Below are 17,174 nucleotides of genomic sequence, written 5' to 3'. Positions count from 1 at the left end.
TACAAAGGGTACATTTTACAGACCCAGGGTTATTTTTATATTAAACTTACTAACTGCCTATATTATAGTTTAATCTACAATATTATACAAATTTAAACTATAATACCTATATAAGGCATAAATGTAAGTTAATTATATTTATAAGGAAAAAGCATATTGATAGGGGGAGTAAAAATTAGTAAGGTAGGAAACGCAATAAAAATGATGTTACTTATACAAAGTAGGGGAAGAATGAAATGTAGTGAATTAGCACAGGAATTAGAGATAAAAGAACGTCAAATAAGAACCTATAGATCTGATTTAGAGCAAGCAGGTATTTTTATAACGTATAAACCAGGTGCATATGGAGGTTATGAGATTGATAAAGAAAATAGTATTTCTAATATTAAGATTTCTCTAGAAGAAATATCTATATTAGAAATATTAAATGAACAGTTAAAGTATAACAATGATATTTATAAAAATGAATTTAAAGATATTTTAACAAAATTAAAAGCTATTTCTGTAGAAAATTCAGATAAATCATATATGGATTACTTTAGCATTCAACCACAATGTAACTGTAACTATGAAGAGGAAAAGCAAAAGTGTAATGATATAACTATTGCGTATGTAACAAAAAGAAAGATGCAAATAAAATATTATTCTATAAACTCTGGATATAGTAACAGAGTTATCCATCCATACGGGTTGTATAATTATAAATCTGATAAATATATGGTTGCATTTTGTGAAAATAGAAGTACATTTATAGATTTTAAAGTATGTAGAATAAAAGATTATTATACATTAGAGGAAAAATATGAGGTAGATAAAAGTTTTAATTGGAAAGAGTATAGTAAAAATAGTATAGGAATTTATAAAGATGATGAAGTTCATATTGTACTAAAGGTTAAGCATCCATTTTCTATAATAATAAAAGAAAAAATCTGGGTAGATAATCAACAAATTATAGAGTATGAGGATGGATCAATAATATTTAAAGCTATTATGAGAGGATATACAGAGATAAAAAGTTGGATTTTAAGCATGGGAGCTAATGTGGAAGTTATAGAGCCTAAAAAATTAAGAGAAGATATTATAGAAGAAGTAAAAAATATAGAAAGAATATACTAAACTTTGTATATTTTTTTTATTCTAACAATTATACTGCCAGGTTGAGTGATATATTGTAATTAAGAGAGGTGATAAATATGAGAATGAAAGTAGAATTTAAAACAGATAAACTACCAATATCATATAACACAATGTTTATGAGTGTTATAAAAGAAGCTATAAGAAAGTCTAGTGAAGACTATTACAGAAGCCTTTATTATTATGAAGATAAAAGTAATAAACAAACTAAAAATTTTACATTTGCAGTTTATGTAAAGGGATATGATATTGAAAATGAAAATTTCATAGTTAAAGATAGAGTTATATTAAATATAAGTACACCAGATTTAGAACTTGGACTTAATATATATAATGGATTGATAAACTATCCTAAGTTTGTATATAAAGATTATGAGTTAAAGAGATTAAGGGTTGATTTAGGCAAGGAAAAGGTTATACAAAACAATGAAGCTATATTTAATGCACTATCACCTATATGTATAAAATCAAGAAATGGTAAATTTTTAAATATAGATGATGAAGAGTATATAAAAGAATTAAACTATATTTCTAATGAAATTCTTAAAAATTATAGGGGATATGGGTTAAAGAAAGATGTTAAATTTGAAAATATAAGCTTAAATAAGGTTGTAGTTAAAGAAGGACTTAGAGAATTTAAAAATACTACAGGAAAGTCATATCAATATGTTAATGGTTATAAAGGTAGATTTAAACTATGTAGTGATATAGAGGATTTAAATGATTTATATAAGCTAGGTCTTGGTTTTAAACGAGCACAGGGATTTGGGTATATTGATTTAGTAAAATAGAGGTGAAAATATGAAACTTAAGGTTTATAAGGGTGACTGGTTTTTTAATATGGGTATAGCCGGGTTCCTAAATATATTGAATGAAGCTGGAATTAAAAAACAAGTTATTATTAATGAAGACTATATAGAATTTGATAGTTTAATACTTGATAGCTTCCATAATAACTACTTTGATTACTTTATGAAAGAATATGACGTGGCAAAGAGAGTGGGAAATAGCATTAATTATAGTTTGAACTATGTAAAATCTAATCCAGAAAAAATTAAAGATATTTCTAAAAAAATTAGAGAAAGTTTAAAAAAACAAAATGATAAAGTAAAAAAGTTTGATGAGCTAAACTATAACATTTTAAAAGAGAAGTTAGAAGTTATAGGTAAGATAAAAAAGGCTGAGGAAATAGAACAGTTAGAGCAGCTAGTTAAGGAATCTATAGATATCTTGAAGACAGAATCTATAAATGATAGATTAACTGCTAATTTATATAAGTTTATAATAGGTGATAATTATTTTGGACAAGTGAGTTTCTTTAATGTGGCTAAATCGAAGTTAAACTTAGAAGGTTTAAAACAGGTTATGTATAATGATTACCTATTATCTGCGGTTTGTATGGGTGAACTAGAAAACTTAATAGATAAAGGAGATTTAGTAACTTTAGAAAAATACATAGTAGAAAAACTAGACTATCTAAATATAGAAACAAGTGAGAAAAGAATAAGTAAAGCAAGTATAAAGATAATAGAAAAAATAATGAAAGATATAAACTCTAAGTTTATAAAAAAGAAGAAGAGTATAGAAGATATAAAAGAGTATATAAATAGCTTAGAAGTATGTGAGATGTGTGGAACTTATAAAGGCTTAATAAATGATTACTCAGAAAGCAACTTTGCACCATTAGGAGTAAGTAATGACAATGCAAAGAATATGTTTTGGAATCAAGATTCTACATATTCAATATGTGATATATGTAAACTTATACTATTTTGTACACCAGCGGGAGCAACCTACACAAAGAAAAATTACATAGAAAATGAAGATAATGAATTCTACTCATTTGTTAATATGGATACATCAATAGATGATATTTATAATACTAATATTAACTTAAAGAAACTAAAGGATAGAGATAATCCATTTAATGATTTAGTTATAGACATAGTAAGTGAAAATAAAGAAAAAAGTGAATGGCAACTTCAAAATATATTATTTATTGAATTTAAAGCAAGTATAGATGCTAAAAAATGTAAAATGAATTATTTTAATATGCCTACATACTTAGCTAAATTCTTTGTAAGTGAAAGTGGTAAAAACTCAAAACTAATACAAAGTATATATGATAAAAGATTTAAAGCTAACATAGTCGATATATTACTAAAAAATAGAGACTTAAAGCATTTAATAAGTAAATCATTGAGAGAAAAAATAAAAGACAAATTAGAAGATGAACACAAAAGTAATATATCTTTAAGTGATATTTTTAAAGCTATAAAGATAAGAGCATTAATAGATAGTTATAAGAAAGGGGTATATAAAATGAACGATAAAAAGCTACAAGTGGTTAAGTATGCAGGTCATGAAATACATGATTACTATGTAAATACAAACTCTAAAAATAAAATAAATTCAGTAGCGTACAAGTTATTAAATACAATAAAAGTAGGGAATAAAAAAGACTTTATGGATACAGTTTTAAGAGTATTTATGTCAGCAGAAAAAAGTGTACCATCTATATTTATTGAAATAATGGCAGAAAAAGATCTTGATTTTGAATCAATAGGACATGCCTTTATAACAGGATTAATATCTGAAAAATATGAATCTAACAAAGAATCTAATAAAGTGGAGGGAAAATAAAATGAAAAAGGGATTAACATTTACAGTAGTAGCACAAGCTCAAAGTTTAAATTATGGAGAAGGTATAGGAAATATTGCAGAACTTAAGAAGTTAACTAGAGCTGATGGAAATATGTATACATTTGCATCTCGTCAATGCTTAAGATACGATATAGTAAGATTAGCAGCAGATTTATTTGATTGGAACTTACAAGTAGTAGATAAATCAAAAGGAACTATACAATTTAAAGACAGCATGACTATAAAAGATTCTCAAGAAATGGATTTATTTGGCTATATGAAAACTGCTAAAAAAGATGATAAGGAAAAAGGTGGATCAGCAACTAGAGAAGCTGTTGTTAGATTAAGCAATGCAATATCATTAGAAGCTTATAGAAGTGATATGGACTTTTTAAATAATAAAGGTTTAGCTGATAGAATAGGAGAGCATCCAAATCTTGCAAATGTAGAACAACACTTAAGTTATTATACATATACAGTTACTATAGATTTATCTAAAGTAGGGGTGGATAAAGATATAGAGTTATCAAGTGAAGAAAAGTGTACGAGAGTTACTCAACTACTAGAAATAATAAAAATACTAAACAGAAATATAAGAGGTAGACAAGAAAATTTATCACCATTATTTGTAGTAGGTGGTATGTACGATATAGCAAATCCATTTTTCTTAGGTAGAGTTAAAGTACAAGGAGATAAAAATGGTTATAAAGTAAGCTCAAACACTATAGAAGAAATAGTAAACTCTACATTCTTAGGAAAAGAATTAAAAGATTCTACATATATAGGAATGGTTGAAGGAGCATTTACAAATAAAGAAGAGTTTAAAGATATAGTAGGAGAAAATCTTTTAACCGTAGACAGATTCTTTAGTGAATTAACTAAGGGAGTTAAAGAATATTACGGGGTGAATTAATATGAAGGTTTTAAAGCTAAAATTATTTCAAGAAACAGCTTGTTATAAAAAGCCCTTTGCTATGAAAATAACTGAAACATATCCACTGCCACCGTACTCAACGGTAAGTGGATTAATACATAAAATTTTGGAAGCAACTGAATATATTCCACTAAAAATAAGTATTCAAGGAAGTTATGAAAGTATATTTAATAATTATCAAACTACTTATTTTTATAAAAAAGACAGTATAACATCTATGCCGATGAACAGTCATATGTTACTAAATGTAAATTTAACAATTCATATAGGAGCAGATGAAAAAGTATTACAAGAAATATATGACAAGTTAATTAATTTTGATGAACACTTATCTCTTGGTAGAAAAGAAGATTTAGTAAGAATAGATGATATGTATTTCACAGAAGTAGAAAAATTTGAAGTGGATTCAGGCGAATATGAAGAAGAAGATTATCAAGAGCATGAATTAAGCAAATTTGATATAAAAAGGCCAATATATATACCTAAAAGTAAATTAGAAGATAAGTATATATCAGGGATAAGTTATAGATTAAATAATTATTATACTAATGATGCTAATAAAGATAAAAAACGAGTTTGGAATAAAGTTGATACTTACTATGTAGAGTCAGGAAATATTATAAATAGTGGAACTATATTATTAGATACAGACTCAAAAGAAAGAGATTTAGTTTACTTTAATATATAAATATAAAATGTGGGAGGTAATATGATTTACGCAAAGTCTAATCCAGTAGAAACATTAAGAGAACATACTGATGAACTCATAAAACAACTTCATATACTTAATAAATTTTATGGAGAAAAGATAAATAGTCTAAGCTTTATAAATAAAGAAGAGTTTTGGAAACTACTAGATATAATAGTAGAATTTCATGACGTAGGAAAGGCTTTTTCACCATTTCAAAAACTAATAATAGATAATATGGAGATAGAAATTAATGAGCCTGAAGTGATTACACACCTAGAAAATAATGTAAATCATAATTACATTTCTCCTGCATTTATAAAATATAAAGATCTAGGAATTAAAGATAAAGAATTAAAGGAAGTCTTAAATCAAGCAATTGTATATCATCATGAAAGAGATAAAATAATAGATGAAGAATTTAAACAACTTGTACAAAAGGTATTAGATGAAGATTTAATTAATAAAGTTGAAGAAATACAAAATAATTTTAAAGTTAGATACTTCATAAAAACTAAAAAATTAAACAATGCATATTTGCAAAGTGTAGAAAAAAGGATAACTAGAAAACATCCATATTACAACTTATACATAATGCTAAAAGGATTACTTCATAAACTAGATCATAGCGCATCGGGACATGAATTAATAGAAGTAAACACTGATAAACATGTTGGAAAATATACTGAAGAATTCTTAGTAAATAAATTTAAAGATGGATTAAAACCTGTCCAAAAGTTTGCCAAAGAAAATATTGATAAAAATGTATTACTTATTGCATCAACAGGTATGGGTAAAACAGAAACTGCACTTATTTGGATAAATGAAGATAAAGCATTTTTTACACTACCACTTAGAGTAAGTATAAATGCGTTATTTGATAGAGTAGCTGATATAAAAGATAGTAATGGTGATGAGTATAAATATGCAGGACTAATGCATTCAACAAGTATAGATTATTTAGAAGAAAATAGTTATGAAGATTCAAAGCAAATAACAGATCTTTCTAAACTTATGTCTAAAAAATTAACTTTCTCTACAATAGATCAAATATTCAAATTTCCATTTATGTATAGAGGCTATGAAAAAACTTATGCAACATTAGCATATTCAAAAGTTGTAATAGATGAAATACAAGCATACTCTCCAGAAATAGCAGCAGTACTTATAAAAGGACTTGAAATGATTCATAAAATAGGTGGTAAGTTTATGATAATGACAGCAACTATGCCAACTATATATATTGATGAAATGAAAGAAAGAGGGTTATTTGATGGTGATGATTTAGTTATAGCAACTTTTAACACTGAAAAAATAAGACATAATATAGTAGTTAAAGACGAATCAATAAATGAAAACATAGAAGAGATAGCTAAATCTGGTTTAAATAAAAAAGTTTTAATAATAGTAAACACAGTTAAAAGTGCAATTGAAAAATATTCACAAATAGAAAAAATAATAGAAGATAATAACTTAGATATAGACTTGAATTTATTACACTCTATGTATATACAAGAAGATAGAAGTAAGCTTGAAAAAGCTATAAAAGACTTTGCAGGTAGTGATAAAAGTGGAATATGGATTACTACTCAATTAGTAGAAGCATCACTAGATATAGATTTTGATATATTACATACGGAAATATCAACACTAGACAGCTTATTCCAAAGATTTGGAAGATGTAATAGAGCAGGTAAGAAAAGTATAGATAATCCGAATATATTTATATACACTAAAGAAGCTCAAGGTATAGGAACTATATATGATGAAGAAATAGTGAAAAAAGGTGTAGATTTATTAAAAGAATATATAAATAGTAACGAGTCTTTAAAAATAAAAGAAGATGACAAAGTAAAAATGGTGGAAATACTTTATTCTAAAGAAAATCTAAAAAATACAGAATTTTATAAAAAGTTTAAAGCTGCCCTTGATATATTAGATACTATGCTACCATATAGTATAAAGTCAAGTGATGCCCAAAAGATATTAAGAGATATTGACGCATATACAGCTATACCAAGAGAAATATATGATAAGATAGATGATACTTTGATTGAAGATTATAAAGCGTTAGGTGAAGAACTAAGTACAGCATATAATAACAAAGATAAAAAATTAATAAATGAATTGAAAGATAAAAGAAGAAGCATAAGGCAACAAATAACCAAGAAAACTGTAAGTGTATCAGCATATAAAGTTAGAGATAAGAGGCTTATTAATGATATAGACGTAAAAGGATTAGAAGATTTAAAGATATTAGAATATAAATATGATATGACTTATGATGACTTAAAAGGAAAAGGTGTACTTATAGGAGAAGAATTATCTCAATTTATATAAGTAATAAATTTTTGAGCGACGTACAAAGTTGTTGGTGATACGAGCTAAGCAAGTTTTTATATTAACTATGTGGCTAATAATTTTACTAAAGAGAAGGTGAAATAATGTCCATAGATTTAGATGATTTAAAGGTACAAGGAGTAAAAATAAACTATTATTACATATGTAAAAGAAAACTATGGTTATTTTCAAAAGGAATAACGATGGAGCAAAATAGTAATAGAGTAGAGTCTGGGAAAATACTTCATGAAAATTCCTACACAAGAATGAAAAATAAAGAAGTGCTAATAGATGATATATTAAAATTAGATATTATAAAAGGAGATCATGTAAGAGAAGTTAAGATAAGTTCTAAGATGCAAGAAGCTGATGAAATGCAATTATATTATTACCTATATTACTTAAAAAAAGTATTAGGTATAGAGAAAAAGGGACTTATAAATTATGTGAAAGAAAAGAAACAAGATGAATTAATACTAACACAAGAAATAGAAAAGAAAATAGAAAATACACTAATAAATATAAATATCTTATGTAAAAATAAATATCCTCCTAAGTTAGAAAAATTACCATACTGCACAAAATGTGCATACTTTGAATTTTGCTTTGTTAAGGAGGATATATAATGAATAAAGATTATTACATAATAAGTAATGGAAGTATAAAAAGAAAAGATAATACTATATACTACTACGATTTAGATGGAGATAAAAAGGCACTACCAATAGAACAAGTAGATGATATCCATATATATGGAGAAGTGGATCTAAATACTAAGCTAATAAACTATATAATCAAATACGGAGTAATGCTGCATTTTTACAATTATTATGGATATTATAGTGGAACATATTATCCAAGAAAGAAAAATGTATCTGGATTTAGCTTAGTATGTCAATCAGCTTGTTATTTAGATGAAGATGAAAGAATGTATTTAGCTAAATCATTTATTCAAAGCTCAGCTCATCATATACTTAGAAATATGAGGTATTATAAAGTTGATGAAAATCTTATAGAAACTATAAAAAGGGAAGTTGATAACTTAGGAGAATCTAGAGATATTCCTGATCTTATGGGAAGAGAAGGTAGAATTAGAAAAACATATTATAAATCTTTTAATCAAATTTTAAAGCATGGATTTGAGTTTGAAAAAAGAGAAAAAAGACCACCAAAAGATCCAATAAATGCTCTTATGTCTTTTGGAAATAGTATTATGTACACTAATGTGTTAAGTGAGATATATAAAACACAATTAGATCCAACAATTAGTTTTTTACATGAACCATCAACTAAAAGATTTTCACTTAGTTTAGATATAGCTGAGATATTTAAACCTTTAATTATTGACCCTATTATATTTAGCTTGGTTAATAATAAAAGATTAACTAAAAAGGATTTTATTTATGAAGAGGATATTTGTTATTTAAGTGAAAGTGGTAAGAAAAAATTCTTACAAGATTTTGAAGGTAAGATGCAAACTACTATAAAACATAGGCATTTAAATAGAAAAGTATCGTATAGAACTTTTATTAGGTTAGAGTGCTATAAGATGATAAAACATTTTATTAAAGATGAAAAGTATAAAGTTTTGAAGGCGTGGTGGTAGTATGTTTGTTATAATTACTTATGATATTGTAGAAGGGAAGCCTTTAAATAGGACTAGAAAGATACTTAAGAAATATTTGACTTGGACTCAGAACTCTGTTTTTGAGGGAGAGATTACAGAGAGCAAGTTGCAAAAATGTATGTGTGAAATAGGTAAGGTTATAAATAAGAGTCAGGATTCTATATATGTGTATGAGGTTAAAAATCCTAATAATATTAGTAAGAAATCTTATGGAATACACAAAAATTTTGAAGAAATGTTTTTATAATTTGCAGTGTACGTAAATTATGATAAACTATATTATAACACTTGAAATAGCTAAGGTTAGAGTGATATAAATTAAGTTAGGATATGCAGCACTTGAACTTCACTGCAAAAAATATAAATTTTATTCAAATATGAACCGTAAAATAAAGCTATTTCAATATGTTTAAGTCTAACAAAAATAGGGTTTTATATTAACTATGTGGTATGTAAAGCCATCTTTTTTACTTCTTTGTTCGGCACCTGTAATAGTTTTATATTAACTATGTGGTATGTAAAGTCATCAGTTAAAATAACACCCGCACCAACAGCAACAGGTTTTATATTAACTATGTGGTATGTAAAGGGTCATGGTAAAACTATTTCTATGACTTATGAATTAAGTTTTATATTAACTATGTGGTATGTAAAGGGGATTTTACTTGCGTCCTCTTGTAAATTCCAAAACTGTTTTATATTAACTATGTGGTATGTAAAGTAAAAAATACCTCCTAAAATTTATATTTCATATAATAGTTTTATATTAACTATGTGGTATGTAAAGATTAAAAAAGTAGCAACTTCAGCAGGAATTACAAAAGTTTTATATTAACTATGTGGTATGTAAAGCTTTGTATAGGCTCCTTATATTGATAAACTTCCAATGTTTTATATTAACTATGTGGTATGTAAAGATTTTTTATATTTATTAAAATATCTTTACATATTACAGTTTTATATTAACTATGTGGTATGTAAAGTCTTGAAATTTACCATTTATAATATTTCTTCTAAGAGGTTTTATATTAACTATGTGGTATGTAAAGTTTTGCAATTATTACAAAACTTATCTTTACAAAGATGTTTTATATTAACTATGTGGTATGTAAAGCAAGTAAGCACTTCTAACTTGAACTAATATACGAGGGTTTTATATTAACTATGTGGTATGTAAAGAGGCAGTGGAATGATAAAAATAGACTTGAATGGATTAGTTTTATATTAACTATGTGGTATGTAAAGTCGACTTCAACCTGTACATTTTTTAATGCATCTAACTTGTTTTATATTAACTATGTGGTATGTAAAGCTTTAAAAGAACCCTTGTAAGTACTAGCAACTGATGAGTTTTATATTAACTATGTGGTATGTAAAGCAAGGATACGGACGTCTACGTATAAATGAATACTGTGTTTTATATTAACTATGTGGTATGTAAAGCAACTTTAGTAATGCTTACTTTTCTTTTGCTAGTTTCCAGTTTTATATTAACTATGTGGTATGTAAAGCTGATGTTCCTTCTCTTGATTTTAGTAAATTAGATTTAGGTTTTATATTAACTATGTGGTATGTAAAGTGAGAATTTTAGCAGTATGTGATGCGATACCTCTTTCGTTTTATATTAACTATGTGGTATGTAAAGACATATCACCTACTTCATCTTTTAAGATGTTAGGTTGTTTTATATTAACTATGTGGTATGTAAAGTTTGTTCTTTCATCTGTGCAACGAACTCTGGATGTTCGTTTTATATTAACTATGTGGTATGTAAAGTGGCTTATCGGTACGACAAAAGAAACAGAATTGTCAAGTTTTATATTAACTATGTGGTATGTAAAGAATGTTGGTACAAGTAATAGTCCCGAACCGGGTAAAGTTTTATATTAACTATGTGGTATGTAAAGGAAAATGGAAAAGTTCTTTGTGTGTACTGTAAGAAAGTTTTATATTAACTATGTGGTATGTAAAGAGATACGTATACAGATGGAACATTCAAAGATTGTTGGTTTTATATTAACTATGTGGTATGTAAAGTTAGCTTGTATAATATCATTAATAAACAATTGAACAGGTTTTATATTAACTATGTGGTATGTAAAGAATAAAATGGCAATTGAAAAATACAATCTCGAAACTAGTTTTATATTAACTATGTGGTATGTAAAGACTATCAGTAGGTAATATAGGTATACTTTTAGGAACGGTTTTATATTAACTATGTGGTATGTAAAGAGTGTATTTTTCATTTATATATTCCTCCTCTTAAAACCGTTTTATATTAACTATGTGGTATGTAAAGGATGTAGTAGTACATAAGGGAGATAATTTAGAACTAGTTTTATATTAACTATGTGGTATGTAAAGTCTAACAATGGTTTTAGTTATATACATGTTGGTTCAAGTTTTATATTAACTATGTGGTATGTAAAGTTTTATCATTGACATATTTTCTTCATAGTCAATTTTAGTTTTATATTAACTATGTGGTATGTAAAGACGGCTATAGTAGATGCTATTAATATTCCTGCATCACGTTTTATATTAACTATGTGGTATGTAAAGAAAGAACTTGAAAAAATACTTATAGAATCTCAAAAAGGTTTTATATTAACTATGCGGTATGTAAATTATAGATATAATCTTATCATAAAATTTGAAGGGGATTTGTACCAGTTTGAAATTGTTGAGGTTCAAGATTAAAATATTACTTATAAAATACCCTGGGTCTTAAAAACAGACCCAGGGTTATTTTTATAATTAATACGACCTAGCCCTTTAAGTATTTAGCACTCAACCCATCATTTATTATATAAATTATACAATATCTTTAAGTATGGTAAAATAAGTAATACAATTAAAATAAAAGGACAATTTAATTATTAAGTTTATGGGGTGATATGAAATGTTAAAAATGATTAACTTATCTACATATAATTATGATATGGAAAGATACAACAACAACTATGAAAATATAAATAAATTCTTAAAAAATCATAATATAGATGCAATAGAACTATTTGCACCATTAGGATATAGTGAAGAGCTAATACCTAAAAATAAAATAAAAGGAATACATTTAAAGCACTTTCCTACTTGGTTAGATTTTTGGAATGGAAATAAAAAAGGGACATTAGAAGACTTTGATAGTGAAGAAAACATAACAAACAATTTTGGTGGAAATGATAAAAAAGCAATAATAAATCAGTATAAAGAGGAGATAAAAATAGCAGAAAGTCTAAATGCTGAATACGTAGTCTTTCATGTAGCTAATGTAAAGCTAAAACATTGCTATAATTACAACTTTACATATACAGATAAAGATGTAATTGATGCAACTATTGAGTTAGTAAATGAAATATTTAAAGATTTAGATACAGATGTAACAATACTTTTTGAAAACTTATGGTGGCCAGGACTTAGAATGGTAGATAAAGAATTATCAAAATATTTTATTGAAAATATACAATACGAAAATAAAGGATTTATGTTAGATACAGGACATTTACTTAATACAAATTTAAATATAAGTACAGAAGAAGAAGGAATAGATTATTTATTAGACACTATAAATAATTTAGGTGAGTTAAAAAAATATATAAAAGGAATCCATCTAAGCAAGTCAATTTCTTCAAAATATGTTAAAAGTCAAATTCCAAAATATGAAAATTTAAAAATGGATTATAATGAAATAATTAATGATATAGTTTTTCATATCTTAAAGATAGATGAGCATAAACCATTTACAAATAAAAAAATAAAGACTGTAATAGATATAATAAGTCCAAAGTATTTAGTAGATGAATTTATAACTACATCTTTGGATGAACTAAGTGATTTTATAAATATACAAGATGAAGCTTTAGGATTATATTAGTAAGTGTAATATGATGAAAAATATGAAATAGTATATTGACTTAATAATAACTATAATATATTATGCAAATATAAAAATAAGAATTATTAAGACATTATTATAAATATATAGCAAAGTATTAAATTATGGAATTGAGGAAAACTTATATGAATATAAAAGTAAAAGATATAGCGGCTAAATCAGGGGTATCTATAGCTACGGTTTCTAGATATTTAAATAAATCAGGATATGTAAAACAAGAAACAAGGGAACTTATAAAAAATGCAATACAAGAAATAAAAGACCAAGACAAAACATATCAAAGGGAAAAAAACATAGCAGTAGTATTTCCAGACTTATCGAATATGTTTTTTACAGATGTACTTAAAGGATTAACTGAAGAAGCAGAAAAATTAAATTATAATGTATTTTCATTTGATAGCGGTGAAAATATAGAAAAGGAAATGAAAATAATTGATGCGTTAAGTGATTTTAATATTTGTGGGTTAGTAATTACCACGACTATAAAAAATAGGGAAACAACTAAGCAACATATTCAAAAACTAAACTCTTTAGGTGTACCTGTAATATTATTAGATAGAGATTTGATATTTTGTGATTTTGATGGAGTTTTTATTGATAATCAAAAGGGTTCATTTGATGGAGTAGATACTTTAATAACCTCAGGACATAAAGAAATAGCAGTAATAACAGGCCCGCTAGAATACGAAACAGCAAGGCTTAGACTAGAGGGCTACAAACAAGCTCATAAAATAAATGGATTAAAAATTAATGAAGAGTATATACATGAAGGTGATTACCATGTTGAATCAGGATATAACAAAGCGAAAGAGATAATAAAAAACAATAAAGATGTAACAGCAATATTTATCTGTAATAATATGATGACATTAGGTGCTATAAATGCATTAAATGAGATGAATATAAAAATAGGACAAGATATATCACTATTAGGATTTGATGATCTAGATTTCTTTACATACTTAGGATTAAATATAAGTGTTGTTTCTAGGCCAACTTCAGAAATGGGAAGAATGGCTTTTGACGTATTATATAAAAAATTAATGGATGAAGAACCTTGTACTACTCAAAATATAGTATTAAAACCAAGTGTTGTAATTAGAGGTTCAGAAAAATTAAAAGATAATGATAAAAAATAGAGGTAAAATTACCTCTATTTTTTTGAGAAATAGTATTTATGAAAATATATGAAATAAAAATGAAATAAACTAAAAATAACATGGAAAAAATATGAAAGAAATGTGAAAAAAAGTATTGAAAAAATAAAAAAAATAATATATCATATGAATATAAGTTAGGAAAACGATATTTTAAAAATGAGATAAATCTGAAAATAAAAGACATCGCTAGTCAATCAAGTTTAGCAGTTGGAAATTATAATTAAATAATTATTATAAAAGGGGAGAAATCAAAATGAATGTATACTTAGCAGAATTTATAGGTGTAACAATGTTAATATTCTTTGGATGTGGGGTTTTAGCAGGAAATGCATTAAAAACTTCAGGCTCGTATCAAGCAGGAAATGTAGCAATAAATATTGCCTGGGGATGTACAGTTGCTATGGTTATATTTTGTGTAGGAGACATAAGTGGTGCACATATTAACCCAGCAATAACTATTATGCAAGCTGTAAAAGGAAGTTTTGAATGGAGATTAGTACCAGGATACATACTAGCACAAATAGCAGGTGGTATGTTTGGTTCACTTTTAGTTTATCTTCAGTTTATTAATCATTGGGAAAAAACAAATGATGAAAATACTAAGTTAACAATATTTGCAACAGCACCGACTATAAGGAATAATGTAGCAAACTTCTTTAGTGAATATATAGTAACATTTGGATTAGTATTTTGTATATTAGGAATGGATACAAATACATTCCCAGAAGGATTAAAGCCTTTAGCAATTGGATGTTTAATATTCTTAGTAGGAACATCATTTGGAGGGGTAACAGGGGCTGCATTAAATCCAGCTAGAGACTTAGGTCCACGTTTAGCGTACTTTCTACTTCCGATACCAGGTAAAGGAAGTTCTGATTTTAGATATTCATGGATACCTATAGTAGCACCTATAATGGGGGCAACTACTTCTGGATTAGTACATATTGCTTTGTATGAAGGTATAGTAGATTATAGACTTTATATGGTGTTAGGATTAACAATAGCTACATTTATTACTATTAAGCTATTAAGTAAAGATAAAAAGATATCAAATGATTTAATAAGTCAAACTTCATAGAATGGGAAAATGTTTGCATTAGTATACTATACTAATGCAATTTTTATACAAAAAATTCATTTTGCTCAAGTGGTTATCAAACTCGTTGTTCAAACTACTATGTCAGTTGATTAAAAGTAAATAATATATGTAAAAAATATGTAAGAATTATGTAAAAAACATGAAAAAATAATTGCAATTAATAAAAAAATGTTATATTATATATTCAAGGAAAACGATATTTATAAAGTTCTAAATGTTTAATATATGAAAATATATATGACAAATTAGAATTAAATGATAATAGAGAGAGGGGAATTTAATATGGAAAAAATATGTGTAATAGGAAGCCTTAATATGGACTTAGTTGTAAATGTTTGTGAAATGCCAAAAAAAGGTCAAACTTTAATAGGAAGTAACTTTAAAGAAATACCAGGTGGAAAAGGTGGAAATCAAGCAGTTGCTGCGTCAAGACTTGGTGGAGATGTATACATGATAGGTAAAGTCGGCAATGATGGTTTTGGACAAAGTTTATTAAAACAATTAAAAGCTGACAATGTAAATACTGAGTATGTACAAGTTGAAGAAGGACCAAGTGGTGTAGCTCTTATAACAGTAGATAAAAATGCTGAAAACTCTATAGTAGTATCACCAGGGGCAAACTTTAAGTTAACAGAGGATGATATAGATAAATGTATAGATGCAATAAAGGATAGTGCTACAGTAGTAATACAACTTGAAACACCAATAGATACAATAAAATATGCTTTAGAGAAATCAAAAGAATTAGGTAAATTTACAATATTAAATCCGGCACCAGCAGTTAAGTTAAGCGATGATATTATAAAAAATGTAGATTTATTAACACCAAATGAAACTGAATTAGAGATATTAAGTGGATTAAGCATAAACTGTGAAGAGGATATAAAAAAAGCTGCTAATGTAATGTTAGAAAAGGGTGTAAAACAACTTATAGTTACCTTAGGATCTAAGGGAAGTCTTTACTTAGATAAGGATACTATGGAATTTAAAAAATCATATAAAGTAGATGCAGTAGATACTACAGCTGCAGGGGATAGTTACACAGGAGCGTTATCAGTAGCACTTTCTCAAAAGAAGAGTATAGATGAAGCTATGGATTTTGCATCAAAAGTAGGGGCTTTATGTGTTACTAAAATAGGAGCACAAACTTCAATACCTAACTTATACGATATTGAAAATCACAAGTTCTAGTACAATTACTAAAAATTATAAATATCTAAATTAAAAAATAGCACATAAATAAGGAGAGTAAATATGAAAAAATCAGTTTTAATAAATAGCAACATATCATCAGTAATAGCTAAAATGGGGCATACAGATATGTTAACAATATGTGATAGTGGTCTTCCAATACCGAAGAACGTTGAGAGAATAGATTTAGCATTAAGTAAAGGAATACCAACATTTTTAGATACATTAGATACAGTATTAGAAGAATTAAAAGTTGAAGAAGTTGTAATAGCTTCTGAAATAGAAAAAGTTAGTAATGAAATGTATAAAGAAATAGAAAAAAGATTTAAAGATATAAAAATAACTAAGGTAGCTCATGAAGATTTTAAAACTATGACTAAAGAGTCTATGGCAATAGTTAGAACCGGGGAATTTACACCATATGCAAATATAATATTAAAATCTGGAGTAGTATTTTAAT

The 17,174-nt window shown here is 26.4% G+C and carries 14 protein-coding genes and 1 CRISPR repeat array; all 14 genes read left to right on the top strand.

All coding sequences use genetic code 11. The annotated features are described in order from the left end of the window. Window positions 1-201 precede the first annotated feature (201 nt). The gene (locus JWF52_RS08470; RefSeq protein ID WP_208333149.1) at window positions 202-1,116 is read left to right on the top strand and encodes a helix-turn-helix transcriptional regulator; all 915 of its coding nucleotides are present in this window, start codon (window positions 202-204) and stop codon (window positions 1,114-1,116) included. A 77-nt stretch (window positions 1,117-1,193) separates the two neighbouring features. Then, window positions 1,194-1,925: a CRISPR-associated endoribonuclease Cas6 gene (gene cas6, locus JWF52_RS08465; RefSeq protein WP_208333148.1), complete on the top strand. Its 732-nt coding sequence runs from the start codon at window positions 1,194-1,196 to the stop codon at window positions 1,923-1,925. Window positions 1,926-1,935: 10 nt separating this feature from the next. Continuing rightward, window positions 1,936-3,777, top strand: a complete 1,842-nt coding sequence (cas8a1, locus tag JWF52_RS08460; RefSeq protein WP_208333147.1) for a type I-B CRISPR-associated protein Cas8b1/Cst1 — start codon at window positions 1,936-1,938, stop codon at window positions 3,775-3,777. Between the two features lies 1 nt (window position 3,778). Then, entirely contained in the window at window positions 3,779-4,690 is a 912-nt protein-coding gene (gene cas7i / locus JWF52_RS08455; protein ID WP_208333146.1) for a type I-B CRISPR-associated protein Cas7/Cst2/DevR, read from the top strand. A 1-nt stretch (window position 4,691) separates the two neighbouring features. Continuing rightward, window positions 4,692-5,399 (top strand): type I-B CRISPR-associated protein Cas5b, encoded by a 708-nt coding sequence (gene cas5b, locus JWF52_RS08450; RefSeq protein ID WP_208333145.1) that lies wholly within the window; start codon window positions 4,692-4,694, stop codon window positions 5,397-5,399. 21 nt (window positions 5,400-5,420) lie between these two features. Next, window positions 5,421-7,739 (top strand): CRISPR-associated helicase Cas3', encoded by a 2,319-nt coding sequence (gene cas3, locus JWF52_RS08445; RefSeq protein WP_208333144.1) that lies wholly within the window; start codon window positions 5,421-5,423, stop codon window positions 7,737-7,739. A 104-nt stretch (window positions 7,740-7,843) separates the two neighbouring features. Beyond that, on the top strand, window positions 7,844-8,365 hold the full coding sequence (cas4, locus tag JWF52_RS08440) for a CRISPR-associated protein Cas4 (RefSeq protein ID WP_208333143.1): 522 nt from the start codon (window positions 7,844-7,846) through the stop codon (window positions 8,363-8,365). Next, on the top strand, window positions 8,365-9,345 hold the full coding sequence (gene cas1b / locus JWF52_RS08435; protein WP_208333142.1) for a type I-B CRISPR-associated endonuclease Cas1b: 981 nt from the start codon (window positions 8,365-8,367) through the stop codon (window positions 9,343-9,345). Before cas4 ends, cas1b begins: the two co-directional genes overlap by 1 nt. A 1-nt stretch (window position 9,346) precedes the next feature. Continuing rightward, window positions 9,347-9,613, top strand: coding sequence for a CRISPR-associated endonuclease Cas2 (cas2, locus tag JWF52_RS08430; RefSeq protein WP_208333141.1), 267 nt, complete (start codon window positions 9,347-9,349; stop codon window positions 9,611-9,613). Between the two features lie 182 nt (window positions 9,614-9,795). Then, a CRISPR array of direct repeats spans window positions 9,796-11,997; the repeat unit is 29 nt; unit sequence GTTTTATATTAACTATGTGGTATGTAAAG. 274 nt (window positions 11,998-12,271) lie between these two features. Next, on the top strand, window positions 12,272-13,243 hold the full coding sequence (locus JWF52_RS08425; protein ID WP_208333140.1) for a TIM barrel protein: 972 nt from the start codon (window positions 12,272-12,274) through the stop codon (window positions 13,241-13,243). A gap of 146 nt (window positions 13,244-13,389) precedes the next feature. After that, window positions 13,390-14,403, top strand: coding sequence for a LacI family DNA-binding transcriptional regulator (locus JWF52_RS08420; RefSeq protein WP_208333139.1), 1,014 nt, complete (start codon window positions 13,390-13,392; stop codon window positions 14,401-14,403). 274 nt (window positions 14,404-14,677) lie between these two features. Further along, complete coding sequence (locus JWF52_RS08415; protein ID WP_208333138.1) at window positions 14,678-15,502, top strand: MIP/aquaporin family protein; 825 nt, start codon at window positions 14,678-14,680, stop codon at window positions 15,500-15,502. 303 nt (window positions 15,503-15,805) lie between these two features. Beyond that, window positions 15,806-16,714, top strand: coding sequence for a ribokinase (gene rbsK / locus JWF52_RS08410; RefSeq protein ID WP_208333137.1), 909 nt, complete (start codon window positions 15,806-15,808; stop codon window positions 16,712-16,714). Window positions 16,715-16,777: 63 nt separating this feature from the next. Then, a complete protein-coding gene (gene rbsD, locus JWF52_RS08405) occupies window positions 16,778-17,173 on the top strand; it encodes a D-ribose pyranase (protein WP_208333136.1) in 396 nt (131 codons plus the stop codon). Window position 17,174: the final 1 nt, after the last annotated feature.

It is taken from the genome of Clostridium sp. CCUG 7971, assembly GCF_017590215.1.
Taxonomy (GTDB): Bacteria; Bacillota; Clostridia; order Peptostreptococcales; family Peptostreptococcaceae; genus Faecalimicrobium.
This window is presented reverse-complemented; position numbering and strand designations above follow the sequence as displayed.

Bases quoted from the DNA above. Each gene is read 5' to 3' on its own strand.
- JWF52_RS08470 (WP_208333149.1), top strand. From the start codon at position 202: ATGATGTTACTTATACAAAGTAGGGGAAGAATGAAATGTAGTGAATTA.
- cas6 (WP_208333148.1), top strand. From the start codon at position 1,194: ATGAGAATGAAAGTAGAATTTAAAACAGATAAACTACCAATATCATAT.
- cas8a1 (WP_208333147.1), top strand. From the start codon at position 1,936: ATGAAACTTAAGGTTTATAAGGGTGACTGGTTTTTTAATATGGGTATA.
- cas7i (WP_208333146.1), top strand. From the start codon at position 3,779: ATGAAAAAGGGATTAACATTTACAGTAGTAGCACAAGCTCAAAGTTTA.
- cas5b (WP_208333145.1), top strand. From the start codon at position 4,692: ATGAAGGTTTTAAAGCTAAAATTATTTCAAGAAACAGCTTGTTATAAA.
- cas3 (WP_208333144.1), top strand. From the start codon at position 5,421: ATGATTTACGCAAAGTCTAATCCAGTAGAAACATTAAGAGAACATACT.
- cas4 (WP_208333143.1), top strand. From the start codon at position 7,844: ATGTCCATAGATTTAGATGATTTAAAGGTACAAGGAGTAAAAATAAAC.
- cas1b (WP_208333142.1), top strand. From the start codon at position 8,365: ATGAATAAAGATTATTACATAATAAGTAATGGAAGTATAAAAAGAAAA.
- cas2 (WP_208333141.1), top strand. From the start codon at position 9,347: ATGTTTGTTATAATTACTTATGATATTGTAGAAGGGAAGCCTTTAAAT.
- JWF52_RS08425 (WP_208333140.1), top strand. From the start codon at position 12,272: ATGTTAAAAATGATTAACTTATCTACATATAATTATGATATGGAAAGA.
- JWF52_RS08420 (WP_208333139.1), top strand. From the start codon at position 13,390: ATGAATATAAAAGTAAAAGATATAGCGGCTAAATCAGGGGTATCTATA.
- JWF52_RS08415 (WP_208333138.1), top strand. From the start codon at position 14,678: ATGAATGTATACTTAGCAGAATTTATAGGTGTAACAATGTTAATATTC.
- rbsK (WP_208333137.1), top strand. From the start codon at position 15,806: ATGGAAAAAATATGTGTAATAGGAAGCCTTAATATGGACTTAGTTGTA.
- rbsD (WP_208333136.1), top strand. From the start codon at position 16,778: ATGAAAAAATCAGTTTTAATAAATAGCAACATATCATCAGTAATAGCT.